At 62.3% G+C, this 16,721-nt stretch carries 16 protein-coding genes and 3 pseudogenes; 12 read left to right on the top strand and 7 right to left on the bottom strand.

Annotated elements, in window-relative coordinates; genetic code table 11:
- The first annotated feature begins 55 nt into the window (after window positions 1-55).
- The 8 genes and pseudogenes from P5W99_RS37515 to P5W99_RS37480 all read left to right on the top strand — a co-directional run.
- On the top strand, window positions 56-736 hold the full coding sequence (locus tag P5W99_RS37515) for a hydrolase (RefSeq protein ID WP_434666748.1): 681 nt from the start codon (window positions 56-58) through the stop codon (window positions 734-736).
- 214 nt (window positions 737-950) lie between these two features.
- The gene (locus P5W99_RS37510) at window positions 951-1,274 is read left to right on the top strand and encodes a DUF3331 domain-containing protein (RefSeq protein WP_434666745.1); all 324 of its coding nucleotides are present in this window, start codon (window positions 951-953) and stop codon (window positions 1,272-1,274) included.
- A gap of 63 nt (window positions 1,275-1,337) precedes the next feature.
- Window positions 1,338-1,553 (top strand): copper chaperone, encoded by a 216-nt coding sequence (locus P5W99_RS37505; RefSeq protein WP_434666742.1) that lies wholly within the window; start codon window positions 1,338-1,340, stop codon window positions 1,551-1,553.
- A gap of 259 nt (window positions 1,554-1,812) precedes the next feature.
- Window positions 1,813-2,358, top strand: coding sequence for an acyloxyacyl hydrolase (locus P5W99_RS37500; protein WP_434666739.1), 546 nt, complete (start codon window positions 1,813-1,815; stop codon window positions 2,356-2,358).
- A 304-nt stretch (window positions 2,359-2,662) separates the two neighbouring features.
- Entirely contained in the window at window positions 2,663-3,301 is a 639-nt protein-coding gene (locus tag P5W99_RS37495; RefSeq protein ID WP_434666737.1) for a hydrolase, read from the top strand.
- A gap of 120 nt (window positions 3,302-3,421) precedes the next feature.
- Window positions 3,422-3,808, top strand: coding sequence for a DoxX family protein (locus P5W99_RS37490; RefSeq protein ID WP_434666734.1), 387 nt, complete (start codon window positions 3,422-3,424; stop codon window positions 3,806-3,808).
- Between the two features lie 17 nt (window positions 3,809-3,825).
- Window positions 3,826-4,012, top strand: a pseudogene (locus tag P5W99_RS37485) (pirin family protein); the annotation flags it as partial.
- A 4-nt stretch (window positions 4,013-4,016) separates the two neighbouring features.
- Window positions 4,017-4,268: pseudogene (locus P5W99_RS37480) on the top strand (OsmC family protein); the annotation flags it as partial.
- Window positions 4,269-4,302: 34 nt separating this feature from the next.
- On the opposite strand, the gene P5W99_RS37475 reads toward P5W99_RS37480, so the two are convergent.
- The 5 genes and pseudogenes from P5W99_RS37475 to P5W99_RS37455 all read right to left on the bottom strand — a co-directional run bounded on the left by P5W99_RS37475 (window position 4,303) and on the right by P5W99_RS37455 (window position 10,041).
- Window positions 4,303-5,109, bottom strand: coding sequence for an MFS transporter (locus P5W99_RS37475; protein WP_434666731.1), 807 nt, complete (start codon window positions 5,107-5,109; stop codon window positions 4,303-4,305).
- Between the two features lie 74 nt (window positions 5,110-5,183).
- Window positions 5,184-6,264 (bottom strand): annotated as a pseudogene (locus tag P5W99_RS37470) (porin).
- A gap of 130 nt (window positions 6,265-6,394) precedes the next feature.
- Window positions 6,395-7,330 carry a VOC family protein gene (locus P5W99_RS37465; RefSeq protein WP_434666728.1) on the bottom strand — a complete coding sequence of 312 codons (936 nt, stop codon included), beginning with the start codon at window positions 7,328-7,330 and terminating at the stop codon, window positions 6,395-6,397.
- Between the two features lie 12 nt (window positions 7,331-7,342).
- Window positions 7,343-9,142: an FAD-dependent monooxygenase gene (locus P5W99_RS37460; protein ID WP_434666726.1), complete on the bottom strand. Its 1,800-nt coding sequence runs from the start codon at window positions 9,140-9,142 to the stop codon at window positions 7,343-7,345.
- 47 nt (window positions 9,143-9,189) lie between these two features.
- A complete protein-coding gene (locus tag P5W99_RS37455) occupies window positions 9,190-10,041 on the bottom strand; it encodes a fumarylacetoacetate hydrolase family protein (protein WP_434666723.1) in 852 nt (283 codons plus the stop codon).
- Window positions 10,042-10,197: 156 nt separating this feature from the next.
- Here P5W99_RS37455 and P5W99_RS37450 point away from each other — a divergent pair, with 156 nt between their 5' ends.
- Window positions 10,198-10,950, top strand: coding sequence for a GntR family transcriptional regulator (locus P5W99_RS37450; RefSeq protein WP_434666721.1), 753 nt, complete (start codon window positions 10,198-10,200; stop codon window positions 10,948-10,950).
- Window positions 10,951-11,281: 331 nt separating this feature from the next.
- Here the strand turns inward: P5W99_RS37450 and P5W99_RS37445 are convergent, their stop codons facing one another.
- Window positions 11,282-13,309, bottom strand: coding sequence for an ATP-binding protein (locus P5W99_RS37445; protein ID WP_434666719.1), 2,028 nt, complete (start codon window positions 13,307-13,309; stop codon window positions 11,282-11,284).
- 676 nt (window positions 13,310-13,985) lie between these two features.
- Here P5W99_RS37445 and P5W99_RS37440 point away from each other — a divergent pair.
- Together P5W99_RS37440 and P5W99_RS37435 are read left to right on the top strand one after the other, a co-directional pair.
- Window positions 13,986-14,222, top strand: a complete 237-nt coding sequence (locus P5W99_RS37440) for a type II toxin-antitoxin system ParD family antitoxin (protein ID WP_434666717.1) — start codon at window positions 13,986-13,988, stop codon at window positions 14,220-14,222.
- Complete coding sequence (locus tag P5W99_RS37435; RefSeq protein WP_434666715.1) at window positions 14,219-14,557, top strand: type II toxin-antitoxin system RelE/ParE family toxin; 339 nt, start codon at window positions 14,219-14,221, stop codon at window positions 14,555-14,557. Before P5W99_RS37440 ends, P5W99_RS37435 begins: the two co-directional genes overlap by 4 nt.
- Before the next feature lie 260 nt (window positions 14,558-14,817).
- Here P5W99_RS37435 and P5W99_RS37430 read toward each other — a convergent pair whose 3' ends face one another.
- Entirely contained in the window at window positions 14,818-15,678 is an 861-nt protein-coding gene (locus tag P5W99_RS37430) for a transposase (RefSeq protein ID WP_434666713.1), read from the bottom strand.
- 215 nt (window positions 15,679-15,893) lie between these two features.
- Between P5W99_RS37430 and P5W99_RS37425 the strand changes: the two genes are divergently transcribed.
- A complete protein-coding gene (locus P5W99_RS37425) occupies window positions 15,894-16,544 on the top strand; it encodes a response regulator (RefSeq protein ID WP_434666710.1) in 651 nt (216 codons plus the stop codon).
- Window positions 16,545-16,721: the final 177 nt, after the last annotated feature.

The raw sequence follows: 16,721 nt of genomic DNA, 5'->3' as shown, positions 1-16,721 counted from the left end.
GCGCCACCATGCCAGTGTGCACAAAGGGCTCTCTTCACCCACAAGGAGTATCGAGATGACGGCCCCTGCGAACTTCAACGGACAACGCCCGGTGATCGACCCGAACGACGCCGCCATGCTGCTGATCGACCACCAGAGCGGACTTTTCCAGACGGTCAAGGACATGGAAATGACTGTTCTCCGCAATCACGCGATTGCACTGGCGAAGATGGCGACCCTATGCAAGATTCCGGTCGTCACCACGGCTTCGGTGCCGCAAGGGCCGAACGGTCCGCTGATCCCGGAAATTCACGAGAGTGCCCCGCACGCCACCTATGTGGCCCGCAAAGGCCAGATCAATGCGTGGGACAACCCGGATTTCGTCGCCGCAGTCAAGGCGACCGGCCGCAAGACGCTGATCATCGCCGGCACGATTACGAGCGTCTGCATGGCTTTCCCCGCGATTTCCGCCGTGCAGGAAGGCTACAAGGTCTTCGCGGTGGTCGATGCCTCCGGCACGTACTCGAAGATGGCGCAGGAGATCACGCTCGCACGCGTGGTGCAGGCCGGGATCGTGCCGATGGATACCGCCGCCGTTGCCTCGGAACTGCAGCAAACCTGGCATCGTCCCGACGCCCAGCAATGGGCCGAGGTCTACGGAATGATCTTCCCCCCGTATCGCCTGCTCATCGAGAGTTATATGAAGGCGCAGGAGGTCGTGAAGAACAACGAGCAGCTGGATTCCGAACGTACCTGAACAATCCAGACGGAGGCGATACGCACGGCGCCCACCCAAGTGCGACGCCCGGCAAACGGACATCGAATAACGCTCTGGTGGGAATCACATGATCTTCCTGCGCTCACTGACCGCGTGCTGCGACAGCCGTAAGGAAACATGCCGTCGTACACGGCAAGCCAGACGACGCATAGCAGCAGCCACTCCCTGCGTGAACTGGGGGGAGGTTTGAAGGATGCAATCTGCGCCCTACCCAATTCTCGAAGGCATCCTAAGAGATGTCATGGTCACGGTGTTGGAGGCGTCTCACGGGTATCTGCTCGTGCGGTGGGTCGAACGCGGAAAGTGCCACTACGGTGGGCAGAAGTGGCGCCTCGGAACTGCGCGGCGTGCCGGATACTGTGCGATATCCGGCCGCCCGATCACTCGTGGCGATCCAGCCTGGCGGCCGACCGGCCGACCGACGCCCCCCAACAATGCCTCAATGATTGCCCCCGAAGCCGTTTCCCAGGTTTTGCAAAACACGCTCCCCGGCGTCCGCCTGCCGGCCCTGCCGTGACGAACCCGGATGGCTCGCTCCGCCCATTTCAGAACCGGAACACGTATAGCAACGAGAGAATCAATGGAACAAAGCAACATGGAGTTCAAGCTGAACGAACTGACTGGCAAGGATGACATGGGCATCATCACTCGTGCCATTCGGTCGGTCGATCCAGACGCGCAGGTAGGAGTGGATCTGACCGCCATGACCGTCCAGGTCGATTCGTGGCTGATGCCCGAAGAATTTCTGATTGCGTTTAACGAAGTCGGATACGACGTTCGGATCAGCAGGGGCTGAGCATCCGTCCGTCGAAGCGGCCGCCTCGCGCGACACATGGCGGCCTCGAACGCAGCCGATGTCCCCCGCACGCGCACGCGCACGCGCCAATGCGTACCCCAATTGGTGTCGTGGCCGGCACCCGTCAGCCCGGCAACGTCCATCGGCTGAACTCCTTCAGGACGATTTAGTTACGCCGGTCCCGTAGCAACACCTGCTGCCCGCGGGCGGCTTTTCGAACTGGCTCGCAACGCCAGCCAGACATGCAATGTGAAATACAGTGAAAAAAAATGTTCTCAAGGCGACAGTGCTTGGTGCGCTGGCGCTGATATCGGTGCACGCGAGCGCGGACACGTTCGACGTGCAGGTGGCGGGCGGTGTTGCGGACCACGGCGTCAGGAAAACGGATCTCGGCGTCGTCTGGGATCCGGGTCTCTCATGGTGGCCCATCGGCGATTGGCATTTTGCGATGGTCGCGGAAGCCCATGCAGCATATTGGGAGGTCCGGGAAAGCCAGGCAGTCAACCCCGCGATCTGGGAGTTTGGCGTGACGCCGGTTTTTCGATTCATCCGTTCCTCCGGATGGTTTCGCCCTTATGTCGAAGCTGGCGTAGGCGTCCGCATGCTTTCGCACGTTCGCGAGACGCAAGACCGGACCCTGTCCTCGTCATTCCAGTTCGCCGATATGGTGGGTATCGGTGCGCAGTTCGGTGCGCATCAACATTACCTGGCGGGTGTGCGTTTTCAGCATCTTTCGAATGCCGGCCTCGAGCATCCGAATCCGGGCATCAACTTCAGCGAAATCTATTTCCAGTACAACTTCTGACGTGAAGCGTGCCACCCGGCCAGCCCACCTGTCACCGGCGCGTTCGATGACGCAGAACACTGTGTTCGAGATATGGAACTCACACTGTTGACCACCATTCGCATATGCTTGGGAAGCTCATCCGGTAGTTCGCCTGCGGACAATCTCCGGGCTCCGTCTCCCAGACGTTGTCGTTTCACCAGCCGCCAGCGTCGCAGCATATGTACAGCCGGATACCGGAAAAGCCGCGATGGTGCATTTGCAATTCCTCGCATCAATGTGTATTGAAAACCTGATCACTCCCACTACCGTTCAGGAGAAATTCATGGCTAGCGAACCGATTCGCGATCCCGCTAACGACCATCTGCTGACGCCGCAGAACGCCGCATTTGTGATCATCGACTACCAGCCTGTACAGGTGAACTCGATTGCCTCAATGGACCGGCAGTTGCTGATCAACAATATCGTCGGTGCGTCCAAGGCGGCGGTGGCCTACAAGCTGCCAATCGTCCACTCGACGGTCAACGTGAAGACCGGCCTGAACAAACCACCGATTGCGCAACTGCGCAAAGTACTGGATGACTATCCGACCTACGACCGCACGTCGATCAATTCGTGGGAGGATGTGGAATTCCGCGCAGCAGTAAAGGCGACAGGCCGCAAGAAGCTCATCATGACCGCGCTTTGGACCGAGGCCTGCCTGACCTTTCCCGCGCTCGACGCGCTCAAGGAGGGCTACGAAGTCTACGTCGTGGTCGACGCGGTGGGCGGCACGTCGGTTGCCGCGCATGACGCTGCACTGCGCCGTATCGAGCAGGCGGGGGGGAAGATGATCAGCGTCGCGCAGCTCTTCTGCGAGCTACAGCGCGACTGGGCACGCAGCGAGACCGTGCCCGCGTTCATCAACCTCTTCATCGAGACAGGAGGCACCGCCGGCATCCAGTTCTCGTACGACCAGAGCTGACAGGATCCCGACCGGACGGTGCGGGCAGCACGCACGTGCTGCCCGCCTGATATCACGCCTCTGCACACCTGATGGCTGACACAGGTGCGCGCTTCCTCCGCATAACGCTTCAAACCGTCCATGACCGACTATTGCCTGCTCGCCGGCCGCCTCTTCATCGCACTAATGTACGTGCTAAGCGGCTTCAACAAGCTCTTCTTCTTCCGTCATGGTCTTGAGGAAGTTGAAGCGAAAAAGCTCCCGTTTCCGCATCTCGCGCTCGGCTGTACGATTGCCGTGCAGCTCGTCTGTGGCTTCGCGATCATGGCCGGCTATCAGACCACCATCGCCTCTGCTTTGCTCGCCGTCTTCACCCTCGCCACCGCCGTCGTGTTCTACGACTTCTGGAACCAGCAAGGCAGCCAGCGCACCCTGACGTTCACCGGCTTTCTCGAACATATCAGCATCATCGGCGGATTCGTCGTGCTGATCGCGTCCGGGCCCGGCCGCTTCGCCCTGCAATCCTGATTTCGCCAGATTGCCTTATGAGCGCGATCCAGCATCTGCTCACGCCCCACGAACGCGATCTCGGCGACGGGATTGTCGTGCGCCGCTTCCTGCCCGCGCGTGCCGCGCGCTCAGTGGGGCCTTTTGTGTTCCTCGACCACCTCGGCCCCCTCACACTCGCCCCCCGGGAACGGCATGAACGTGCGGCCACATCCGCATATCGGCGCGCCTCGCGGCCTGCACGTCGGCGACACTACGCATGTATATGCAGCGCAAGGGCTGGCCCGACGGCACGATCGCCGTAAAAACCAGCCTGCACGTGGACCACAACGGCAACCAGATCATCCGACGCACGGTTTCAGTCGATCCGCCGATCGACGCCGCCCAACGCTCCCGGCTCGCCGAAATTTGCGAGAAGACGCCGATCACGTTGTTCATCAAGCGCGGCACCCTCATCGAAACTACCATGACCGAAACGTAGGTTCAGCACGTGCACGCGCGGGGTCCTGGCGCGTTCACGAGGCGGCTGGCACCGCACCTGAGGCCTGCCGCGCGGGCGCCGTTTCCTTGAGCGCGAGCGCGACGACCAGACCAATCACAAGCGCCGCCAAACCCAACTGCATGATGTACTGAATGCCGAAGTGCTTCGCCACGTAGCCCGCCAGCGTCGGCGCCACGCCACCGCCAAACACCTCACCCACACCGATCACGAAGCCGGACGCAGTGGTCATGAGGTTCGCGGGCGCGGCCTCGGCGCTGATCGGGCCGACGGTCGGCGTAATCATGCTGAATACGAAGAAGATGGTGATCAGTAGACCGAAGAATAGCGCGACGGGCTGGGCACCGAGCCTCGACAACCAGCACAGAGCGGCAAACTCGCCGACGACGCACAGCACCATCACTGGCTTGCGGCCGATACGGTCCGACCACGCCGGCATAACGAGGCCACCCAGCGTGCCGCCCACGCCGATTGCCGAGAGCACGAAGCCCATCTGTTCGAGCGAGAGATGCAGATAGGCGCCTTCGGCCACTCCCATCAGCGCCCGGATCGCGATGAGGCTGCCCACGCTCCAGGCAAGACCTCTCGCGCAGGCGAGCAGCGAGAAGGCGAGCATCGCCGGGATGATGACCTTGCGATGGCCGAAGCGATCCGAGAGCCTGCCGGCCAGCATGGCTGAGATACCCCACGCCACCGAAAGCGCGGCAGTGATGTGGCCGAGATCCTGATAGTCGAACTTCAGGTCACGCATCATGACCGGAAAGAGCGGCATGATCATGAAGCGGTCGATGCCCACCAAGCCGAAGCCCAGCGAAAGCTGCACGACAATCTTCCATTCGTAGGCGGTATCCCAGTCGGGTGCGTGGCTGCGTTACATGTTGCATGTCTCCGTCGAGGTTAGAAAACGGTATGGATGTCGATGCGTGCAATTGCCTGGTTCGGACCGCTGGAGGCGCCGTCCGGGTCAAGCACGCCGTTGATCTGCGCTGCCGCACCGCTGTTGGTGCGCTGCCAGACGCCGCTCACGTACACCATCGTGCGTTTCGAGAACTGGTACTGGACCGATGCAGTAATCTGATGCGCATGGTTGTTGTCGAGCGTCGCATTGCCCTTCATGTACAGGTATCAGGAGCGGGCCACCTGTATGCCATACAGCCCCTCCCTCGCCCATCCAGATTGCGCCACCGGACGCCGAGTTGCGCACGGTCGTGAAGAGCGCACTCATCGTGACCGGGCCGAGACCGTAGTGCGTGCCGACGCCCCAGTTGCGCACGCTCGCCGCTGGCGAACCGGGCGCGGCCGCGTATTTTTCGTTGGTGTAAGCGACATCGGCACCGAAGGGCCCGCGCGCGTAGTTGATGCCGAAGCTCACCGTGTCGTTCGCGCCAACCGATCCCGGCACGCCGCCGAAACCGTAGAGCGCACCCACGCGCAAGCCCTCGATCGCGGGACTCACGTACTTGACCGAACTCGCTACACGCTGGCTGCCGGCCAGCCGGTCCCAGTCGAATGCACCAGTGGGATTGCCCGGCAACGCAAGCTTCTGGAACGGACCATTGCGCAGGTTGTAGAGACCGCCCACATCGCGTGCTGCGTCGTCGCCCGTGAAGAACAGGAAGTCCGGCATGAAGTCGTACTGATTGCCGAGCGTGAGCGTGCCGAAGCGCGTGTCGTCGAGTCCTACGTAGGCGCTGCGCCCGAACAGCCCGTTGCCGATCGCCGCACCATTGGCCATGGAAAACTGGTCGAGCAACTCGAAGACGGCGCGCGTGCCGCCACCCAGATCCTCGTCGCCACGCAGGCCGAAAAGGCTTGGCGTATAGATGCCATCATCGAACTTCAGGTTGGCGTGACCGCCTTCGTTGCTCACGTAGCTCAGACCGGCGTCCAGCAGGCCAAAGAGCGCCACGCTGCTCTGCGCTTGGGCCGACGCAGCGCACGCGAGCAGCGCGGCGCCCGCGACGGTATGTTGCAGGATTTGCCTTGCGACATACGTCTTCTTGCCATTCGTCTGGCCCTCTGATGTTATTCGCATATCTAACTAATATGACGAGCTGCGGATCAATGACCCCGAGACAGGCGCCTATGGCGCCCGCTCCTTGACCAGGTTAGTGCTCGGTGTTCTCGAAAAAATAGGCCGGAACGTCGGGCCCCCACAGATAGAGTGAATTCTCGGGAGCGTGATCGCCGCTGGGCCATTCGAAGCCCGGAGGCACGAAGTCAATGTCGGCCGAGTACTCCCAGTACGATCCCCAGGGATCTCGCACGTACTGGAAATAGTTGGAGCCCAGTACATGACGCCCCACACCCCAGCCCTGGGTATAGCCGGCCTGCTGCATCTGCATCTTGCCAATGCCCACCACATCGACGTCCGGCACGTCCCACGCGCTGTGGTGCCAGCCCTTCGCGTCGCCTTGCGCGAACGCGATCAGATGATGATCGCTGCCGTGACGACCGTGCAGGAATGCAACGATCCCGGCCGACCCGTCCGAGAGCCGCATGCCGAGTGCGCGCTCGTAGAACGACACGACGCGCGCGATGTCCGGCGTGAACATCAGCACGTGCGAGAGCCGTTGCGGCCGCGCCGGTGGCGCCTCCGCACGCACGCAGGCGCCTCGCGTGCGCGCTGGACCGGCCACCAACCGAGGCTTCGCCCTGTAGCTGGGCGACGTCTTTTCGCCCACCCGAAGCAGCAGCAGGTTGCCGTCCGGATCCTCGAACCAGAAACCTTCGACCGTTGCCTGCGCGGCGGCGGCTGCGACGCGGCCGCCTGCCTGCACGATCTGCGCGCGCAGCGGCTCGAAGTCGTCGGCGAAGCAGTTCAGCGCGAGATACGCCAGCCGCTTGCGCGCGCCTTCGCGTATACGTGCCCATATGTGATTGCTTGCGGGCGTGCGCAGCAGGAGCTGCCCTGCCTGCGCTTCGAGCGCGAACCCGAAGGCCGTGAGAAAATGCGTCGCCTCGGCGAGGCTAGGCACCTCCAGCGTGAAATGATCAATGCTATGCACGCCAAACGTAGCGCGATCCGCTGTTGACGATGTCATGAATGCCCTCCCTTACACGCCGGCTGTCGCCGTGGCCGCATGCGTTGCGCCATGAGTCTTCTGGCCCGGCGCCTTGCCAAGAATCTGCGAGAACACGCGCCGCAGCTCGCCCGCGGGATCGTCGGCCAGTGCCTCGGAGCGCCATGCCACGAAGCGATCCGGTCGCACCAGCAGGCAACCGTGATCTTCGATCCCGCGCTGTCTGACCCAGTCACCGTATGCGTCGAATGTCCCGGTCCCGTGCGCGATGGACACTGCCTTCACGTCGACGCCGAACTCCTCACCCATCTGCCTCGCCGCATCGATCCATGCCTCGCCGCCGGGGCCGGTGAGCACCGTGAACGCTCCGTGCCCAACGAGGTCAAGCGTTGAAACGAGCGCAGCGTCGCGCTGAATCCATGCGTGGGGAATGGATGCGCCCGGCGTGGTCGTCGCGTGATAGTAAAGTTCCGGGTCGCGGGTCGGCACGGGAAACGTCGCGCCGTCGCGCACGATCGCCGTCGATGTGTAGTGCTGCCCCAGTTCCACGCCGTGGCAGTTGAACTGGTAGTTCTGCAAGTCGACTGCCTCGGCCAGCGCCTTGCGGCGACGGCGACCGGTTTCGCCGGCGGAGAACAGTTCGTTGAGCGAGGCCCAGCCGTCTTCGGCACTCTGGCCTTCCGAGAATCCGAGCGCCTGGGAGATCGGGAGCATCTCGCCGACCGACTTGATCGCGCGATTCACCACACCCTCGGCGACAGGCTGGCGCTCGTCCGAATAAGTCTGCAAAAGCGCCGGTGACGCCTCGCCCTTGACGATCATCGCCAGCTTCCACGCGAGATTGAAAGCGTCCTGTACCGAGGTGTTCGAGCCAAGTCCGTTGGCAGGCGGATGACGGTGCGCGGCATCACCCGCGATCGCGACGCGGCCCTTCACCATGCTGCGTGCGACCATTCGGTTGATTGTCCACTTCGACACCGCCTTCACGCGGACCGGGATGTCCGGGTCGCCGATGGTAGCGCGGGCGCGCGCAATCACGGACTCCTCGCTCAGATCGGGCTCCCCGTCCTTCGGGTTGTACATGAAGAGCAGCACCCATTCATTCCACGGACGTACACTGATCCAGGTCCCGCTACCCACCCAGTAGTCACTTCCCGGCTGGCACATCCAGTACAGCACGCCCGGCCGGTGCGCGACGTACTTCTCCAGGTCCACTTCGAGCCAGCAGTTCACCGCGCAGCCCAAGCCCATTTCGCCTTCCAGCTCGAAGCCGAGTTCCTTGACGACCAGGCTTTGCGCGCCGTCCGCGCCCACCGCGTAGTCGGAGATCACTTCGAATTCTTCACCAGTCAAGCGATCGACAAGTCGCGAGTGCACCGCTTCGTCAGTCTGCCGGATCGACACCAGTTCCGTGTTGAACAGCACGTTTGCGCCGTATTCACGCGCGGCCGTCAGGATGGCCGGTTCGAGCAGATGCTGCGGTGCATTGCACATCTGCGACGGGCTTGCGGCCTCGTAGTCGGCGCGGCGCTTTGTGCCGGTGCCCCAGGTTTCGAGGCGTGCGATCTCCTGGCCCGCGAAACTTGTCGCCCAGATGTTGTTGCTCATCAGCTCGTTCGCGGTGGAAAGCGCGCGCACGCGATCCTCGATGCCGAGGTCGCGGAACACCTCCGCCGTGCGCTGGTTCGTGATGTGCGCGCGCGGCGAATGCGCCGTGCCGGGGTAGCGCGTGATGGCCAGAACCTCCACGCCATATTTCGCGAGCAAGGCGGCCGTCGTCAGGCCAGCGGGGCCCGCACCCACCACGAATACCGGGACGCGAATCTGTCTCATGTCATCTCCTTCCTGTTTCCTGCCCGTCTGCTTCACGCAGTGCGGCTTCAGCGTTGGGGGGCCTCGTCGCGCACCACGTTCGTGAGCACGCCCAGCCCCTCGATCTCAACCTCGCAGATGTCGCCAGCGCGCATGATGAGCTTCGGCTCGCGCGCCCAGCCGATGCCGGCCGGCGTGCCGCTCACGATCACATCGCCCGCTTCGAGCGTGATCGCCTCGCTGATGATCGCGATGAGCGAGGCCACGTCGAACAGCATGTCGCTCGTGTTCGCGGACTGCACCACCTTGCCGTTCAGCCGGGTTTCGAGCTTCAGGCCCTTGCCGCCCGCAGGCACCTCGTCGGCGGTGACGAGCGTCGGGCCGAATGCGCCGGTGCCGTCGAAGTTCTTGCCGACCGTCCACTGCGGTGCCTTGAACTGATATTCGCGCACCGAACCGTCGTTGAAGACCGAATACCCGGCCACGCATTCCAGTGCTTTCGCCTGAGGAATGTGCCGGCCGCCGGCCTTGAGCACCACGGCCATCTCGCCTTCGAAGTCCAGCGAATCAGACACCAGCGGACGGACCATTGGTGCACCATGGCCGATCAGGCTCGTCGTGAAACGCGGGAACAGCGTCGGATAGTCCGGCTGCTCATAAGGGCTCTCCTTTGTGTGGTCCGCGTAGTTCAGTCCCACACAGACGATCTTGCCGGGCCGCGTGAGCGGCGGCAGCCAACCGACCTTGTCGGCGGCGTACTCGCGTCCCGCCGCGCTGTGCTTCACGGCGTAGTCGACGAGATCGACGCCATCGACGAGCAGTTGTTCGAGCGTGGTCTCGCCGAGCGACACGACAGTCGTGCCTTGCAGGACACCGAGCAGCCGCTGCTGGCCGTCGGGCGAAAAGTTCACGTAACGCATTGCGTCTCCAGATCGATTCCGGGCGCCGCTCGTCATGAGCCGCGCCAACGGATACAAATGTACAAAATATATATATTTTTTCCTTTTAGCGTTAACCCGTATAAATGCATATCAATCGAGGCTTGCATATAATCCCAGTAACTGCAGGAGAAATTCGTGGACACGACGTTTGATAACACCGATACGGGCACGCCCCGGACAATGGCATCCCAGCTCGCCGACACCATTCTTCAGGACATCGTCACCGGTGCGCTGCCGCCGGGGTCGAAGCTGAAAATCAGGGAGCTGGCAGACCGCTACCAGGCAGGCGTGATACCGCTGCGCGAAGCCGTGTCGCGGCTGGCGATGAGCGGCTTTGTGGAGGCTGAGGATCAGCGCGGCTTCCGCGTTACGCCGGTGTCTCGTGCAGATCTGGAGGACATCACGTCCGTGCGGCAGTGCATCGAGTCGGAGGCACTGCGCGACGCGATCGAAAGTGGCAATCTGGAGTGGGAAGGCACCCTGCTCGCCGCGTTCCATCTCGTCAGGAGCCTGCCGACCGTGACAGGGGATCCACCGCGGATGAATCCCGCGTGGGAGAGCGCGCACGACAACTTTCACCAAACCCTGCTCGCTGGCTGTCGCTCGCGCTGGCTCAAGCTTTTCGCTGCGACACTGCGCACGCAGACAGCGCGCTACCGACATCAGTCGCTGCGCAGCCAGAGGGCAGCGGAACGCGACGTGGGCGAGGAGCATGAAGCGATTGTCAAGGCCGTGTTGGCGCGGGACGCAGATCGCGCGTGCGAATTGCTGCGCAAGCACTTTGAAGTCACGGCGCAGCTCGCGCTGCAGAACGACGCGCGAGAGCAAGCCCTTGCGAGTACCGGCGCGCTACGCACCTCGGTAAGCAGGCGACGGCCCGCGCGATAAGATAAGTTTTCGTATCGTGATATCTCAGTCAATTTCAAAAACTTTATTTAATTAGTCGTACGACTTTTACGGTATTTTCAATGCACCGTCCGAAGCGCTCTTCAAGCGGAAAACGCGACATGAATGTGAGTGCATTAAATCGGTGCGGAATCAGGGCTAGCTATACCAGTAACCGGTTGCCCGCAAACATTGGCCACACTGGTTCACCACGCAGGCGAACGGTTGACGCCCCGCTGCGGCGCTGCAATGGCAGCCAGCGACTGCCTGGCCTTCATCGGCCGCGCGACGGCTTCGGCGTAATTCCGGTCTGACCGCGGCGCGATCGTTACCTTCACCGACGCGTTTGCCCGCAATCCTCAACGAGGCGCAGGATCTCCTCGATGGGGGCGGGTTTGACGAGGTGGCGGTCGAAGCCCGCCTCGCGCGCCTGCTCCCTGTCCTCGGGCTGGCCGTAGCCCGTCAGGGCCACCAGAAACGGGCGGTGGGCATCCGTCTGCTTCGACAGTTGGGCCGCCACATTGAGACCCGACATGTCAGGCAAACCGAGATCGAGAAAAACGATCTCCGGCCTGAAATCCTTCGCAATCCTTATCGCCTCTGTCGCCGTCCCTGCAATCTGCACGTCATGGTCATCGAGAATCAGCGCGAGCGACATCGCGGCATCATGGTTGTCGTCGACGATCAATACGCGTCGCGGCGCAGGTGCCGGTTCATGGCCTGACGGGCCGCTTGAGTGGGGCCTTCGCGCGGGGCTGTCGCACAGCGGCAAACTGATGGTGAAACGGCTGCCGCGCCCAGGCCCTTCGCTGCGGGCCTCGATGGTGCCGCCGTGCATCGTCATCAGCGATTGCGCCACTGACAGGCCGATGCCCAGTCCACTCTTGCCGCCGCGGCTCGCTTCGGGCGCCTGCTCGAACATCTCGAACATCTGCGGAATGAGCGCGGGGTCCATGCCGATACCGGTGTCCTGCACCGCGATCGATACGCGGTGTGTCATGCGCTGTACACCGATCCGGATATGCCCACCGTCCGCAGTGTATTTGACGGCGTTGTCGAGCAGATTGGACAGCACCTGTGTGAGGCGGGTCGGGTCGCCGTGCACCAGCAGCGGTGCGCCCTGCATCCCGGTGACCTCCAGCCGGTGCCCGTGCCCGGCCGCTGAAGCTGCATTCATTTCAATGGCGCGCCCGATCGCGATGCGCACGTCGAACGTCTCCTTGCGCAGGCGAATTTTCCCGGCCGAGATGCGCGAGAGATCGAGCAGGTCATCGATCAGATGGGTCAGATGTTTCGCATGCCGTTCGACCACGCCCTGTATCCAGCGCAGCTGCGGCGCAGGGAGGTCGGGGCGGTGCAGCAGGTGCGCCGCATTAAGGATCGGCGCGAGCGGGTTGCGCAGCTCATGCGCGAGCGTGGCGAGAAACGTGTCCTTGCGGCGATCCGCTTCCCGCAGCGCGTCTTCGGCATGCACGCGCCGGGTCACGTCCGCCATGGTCCCCACCAGCACGCGCCGCTGCCCGGTCGCGTCATCCATGAAGCGCCCTGCAATCTCGACGATGCAGTGCCCGTCCGACGCCACCTTGCGGATGCCGGCCACCACGTGAACATCGGCCGATGACGTGCGGCCCGCGTCCAGCAGTTCCCGCAGGTGCGCGACGTCTTCCGGACGGTCAAGCATCGCCATGAAATCCTCTGCGGACAACGGCCCCCGCTCGGGGGATTGCCCGGTAATCCCGAACATCCGCTCGTTCTCCCAGACGGCGGCGTCCGCATCGGGATCCCACTCGAAGATACCCAGCCCCGCCGCTTCGGCCGCCATGCGCAGGCGATCTTCGCTCCGCTGCTGCGCGGCGAGTGCACGGTCGCGATCGCCCAGCGCATCATTGACCCGCCGGTCCTGCTGGGCCTGAAACTGGGCAATGGCCCCCCGAATGGCATCGCTGAAGAATTCGTCGATGCATTCGTGGATGGCGGTCTGACCCTCGCGGGAGGGCGCGGCGGCGAAGTACTCACGCACGCACCCCTGAATGCACCGTTGAAGCAGATCGAGCTCGAGATACAGCTCATCCAGTGCAAAGCCCTGGCGCCAGCGCTCGCTTGCGTGCGCACGCGCGTCATGCAGCGCCCGCCTCGCAACGATCTCCGTTGGCGGGCCGCCGGCCAGCACCGTGCAGAGCTCCCCAAAGAGCGATGGAAGCTGGTTGATCAGTCCCGCCGCCACTTCGCGGTTGACCGGCCGGATACGCATGTACCGGCTGACCGCCCGCAGCCAGCGCCGGGTCAGTTGCCCACGGTGACGCACCAGATGGTCGGCGACCCGCGCGCCACTACCGGAATCCTCGCTCACGATGTCCTCCATTTACACGCGGCGCTCCATGACGTCGCCCGACGGTCAGGCGCACAGTGGCGTTTGACCGGACTTGCGTCCGGGGATCCTGTCTGCTGCGTCGGCCCCGCCGCTTCCGTTGCCATTCTTGCGCAAAACCGACAGGCCTGACGCGGCCGGCGACGCTCCGTTACCTCCGGCTAGAAGGTATTGCGCCCGCCGGTCGCCTCCCCGTCTCTACTGGTATGCCTGCAGGTGCATGATCCATCCGTCCCAGGCGTTACCGGCATTTTCCCAAGTCCGCGTCATGAACCCGCGTGTGCGCGAGGAAGTACTGCTCCAGCAGTCGCACGAGCCATCCGCCTGCGACCCCCGCAGGCATTTTTTGCCCTGTCACGATCACGTCCTGTCCTCGCCCGCGACAGCGACGACGCTTCCTGGTTCGCCTGGTGGGCAGCCGGTGTGGCCACCAGGCGCCCCTGTGCTCACGGACGGGGGCGCCCGGCCCTTCAAGGGCGGAAGGCGGCCAGCCCGTTAGTTGCATCCTGACGGCTGACCGCGCCCTGCGCCCGCGACTTGACACGATCCCGCATTATCAACGCACAGATTTCCCCGGAAAGCCGCGCCAGATAAGGCTATTCGCAGCGGCCTCACCTGAACACTCCAGGAATCTTGGCAAATTTTGCCAAACCCTGATAGACTGGTTCGCATGAGCACGATGAACATTTCCCTCCCCGAATCACTGAAGGAATACGTCGACGAGCAGGTCGGCGAGTGCGGCTACGGCACGAGCAGCGAATATGTCCGCGAACTTATCCGCAAGGATCAGGATCGCAAGCGCCTGCGCACAATGATCCTGCAGGGCGCGACGTCGGGCCTCGCGGAACCGGTCGATTCCGACTACTTCGAATCGCTGCGCGCCCGCGTGCGTACTTCGCGCAAATGACGGTCAAGCCCGTCATCCCGACCCGGCTGGCCAGGCAGGACGTAGAAGACGAACTGACCCACTACCTCGTGGACGAAGGCTCGGAAAGGGCAGCGCTCGGGTTCATTGCGGAGATCGAACAGGCATACGCGCATCTCGCCGAACACCCCAACATCGGCTCTCCCCGTTACGCGTACGAGCTGGACATACCAGGCCTGCGCTCATGGTCTCTCCATCGCTACCCGCATGTGATCTTCTACATTGAGCGCAAGGATCACGTCGAGGTCTGGCGCGTGCTCAACGGCAAGCGCGATATTCCGGCATGGCTGTTAAGCGATGACAGCGAGTTCCACTAACATCATCTGCACGGCGCAACGCCGGCTCTGATGCAAATAGGCGTTATGGTCGATTATTTTCAACTGGTTGCGCGTTTTCGTGTTTGAAAACACGTGGGCGCACAGTGATGCGAGACCGCGAGTGATTTCAGGGGTGGAATGTGGTGAAAAGCGAGCGAAACCCTATGATGAATGGGAATTTCATCAGGATCACAGATGAAATGTGCGTGCCAATATCTGGCGCGGGGTGCCATTACCGTGGTACCCGACCGAAGGGCGCGTCAGCCGTAGTGCCGAAGGTTGATCATCGTAAAGGCGAGCGTCTTGAACGCGTAGTGCACGTCACTGATGCGTTCAAAGCGCAGCAGCAGACGGCGGAATTTATCTTCCCAGGCGAAGACGCGTTCGATGGTGCGAAAGCGTTCCTCGAATATAGCCGGATCAAAGCGCTGCCTGCGTCCGCGTTTGGGTGTCTTGCGACCACGCGGATTTTCGGGGATATTCGGGGTCATGCCGCGATTGAAGATCGCCTTGCGGTTGGCCCGGCAATCGTAGACGCCATCCAGACTGACGGTCGAACCGTGCAGGTTAGCGCCAATGGCGCGAGCCATTCCGGTGAGTTTGGGCAGCGCGTCGCGCAGCAGCGGCGACTCATTGCGGTTGCCCGGTGCGCTTACGAATGGCGCAATGATGTTGCAGTTTCGATCGCAGAACGTAACGACCTTGTCGCCCTTGAGATGTTTGTGTCCGCTGTACCCGAGATTGTCGCCGCCTTTCTTTGCCGCAGTCGTGGTGCCGTCGCCGTGGATGACTGAAAGGTCGAGCAAATGGTCCTGATGAAGTTGATGCACCGATCCCGAAAAGATCCGCCCGATGCTGCCATCGGCATGCCAGCGCCGCATCGCACGGTAGATGCGCGTGTAGTGAATTTCGGGAAGACCTTCTGCATTCCTCTCGATTGGCAGCATCTTCCATTGGCATCCCATGTACAGTGCCTGGAGGATGTAGTTGAAGAGCTTGTGCAAGGACAGCGTGGGGGAAGGACCGCGACGGCCACGCCCCAGATGCGGCAAGACAAACTGCTCGAACTGCACCTCGCTCAATTTCGTTGGAATCCCTTGCCAGCATGGGTTTGCGGTCATGCGCTGCGTCCAGAAATCTGGACTCTACCCGATCAGGTGCCGTCGGCCCGAAACCCGCTCCGGAGCTGACTTGCAGACAAATTCAACGATCTCGGAAAACTAGCAACCAGTTGAGAGAGTGCGCGGTAACGCACAAACGCGGAGCTCGCGGGCTCGCAAATTGCTGGAATCTCAAAACACTGAGGACTTTGCGCAGTGTTTTCGTGGAGCGCTTCATGATCAGAGTCGGAATAGTGGAAGCACACGCGATCATGCGCGCTGAAATCCGGAACGCGCTTGAGGCCGCGGGCGACATCGAGGTTGCAGGCGAGGCTTCCGATGGAGACGGCGCATTGCAGCTTGTGCGCACCGAATCGCCTGCCGTGCTAACGCTGGGTCTTGTCATGCAGCGCACGAGCGAGACAGACCTTATCCGGGAAATCAGGCGCGCGGGTCAGTCGCCACGGATTGTCGTTGTTACGAGGTCTTCGATACCGAGCGTTGCCAGTCAATGTTTTGCGGCGGGCGCCTCGGGCTTTGTCGTCAAGACCGGCCCTGCGCACGAACTGCTTGCTGCTGTCCGAAGGGTCGCGTCAGGTGGCGTCTACGTGAACCTCACGGCATCTGCCGAGCCGATACTTGATGCGACGGCGGCTGGGAGTGGCTTACCACACGAGCGGCTGACGCACACGGAACTCCATATTCTCCTTCGCATCGCATGCGGCCAGACAGCGGCCGACATCGCAACCATTCTGGGCGTAAGCCCGAAGACCGTAAGCACCCATCGTGCGAATATCCTGAGGAAAATGGCACTCAGAAGCGATGGCGATCTGGTCCGTTACGCGACTGTCTACAAGCTTGTCCCCGACGACGATCCGGGAGCATAGGTAATTTACGCCGCCAGTCGTGGCCCTGATCGTCGCGAGTCGCAATGCGGCCATAGCTAGTCTCTCACATCGACCGCCATCATGACGTTCGGATGTACGCGGCAAGGCATGCGGTCATTCACCTTCCGCGAATCGCCGCAAATGCATCGAACTGCGTCTTGCACCTGTTGCTTCCGG

This window comes from Paraburkholderia sp. A3BS-1L (assembly GCF_051125215.1).
Taxonomy (GTDB): Bacteria; Pseudomonadota; Gammaproteobacteria; order Burkholderiales; family Burkholderiaceae; genus Paraburkholderia.
The sequence above is the reverse complement of the archived record's forward strand: the minus strand, read 5'-3'. Positions and strand labels throughout refer to the sequence as shown.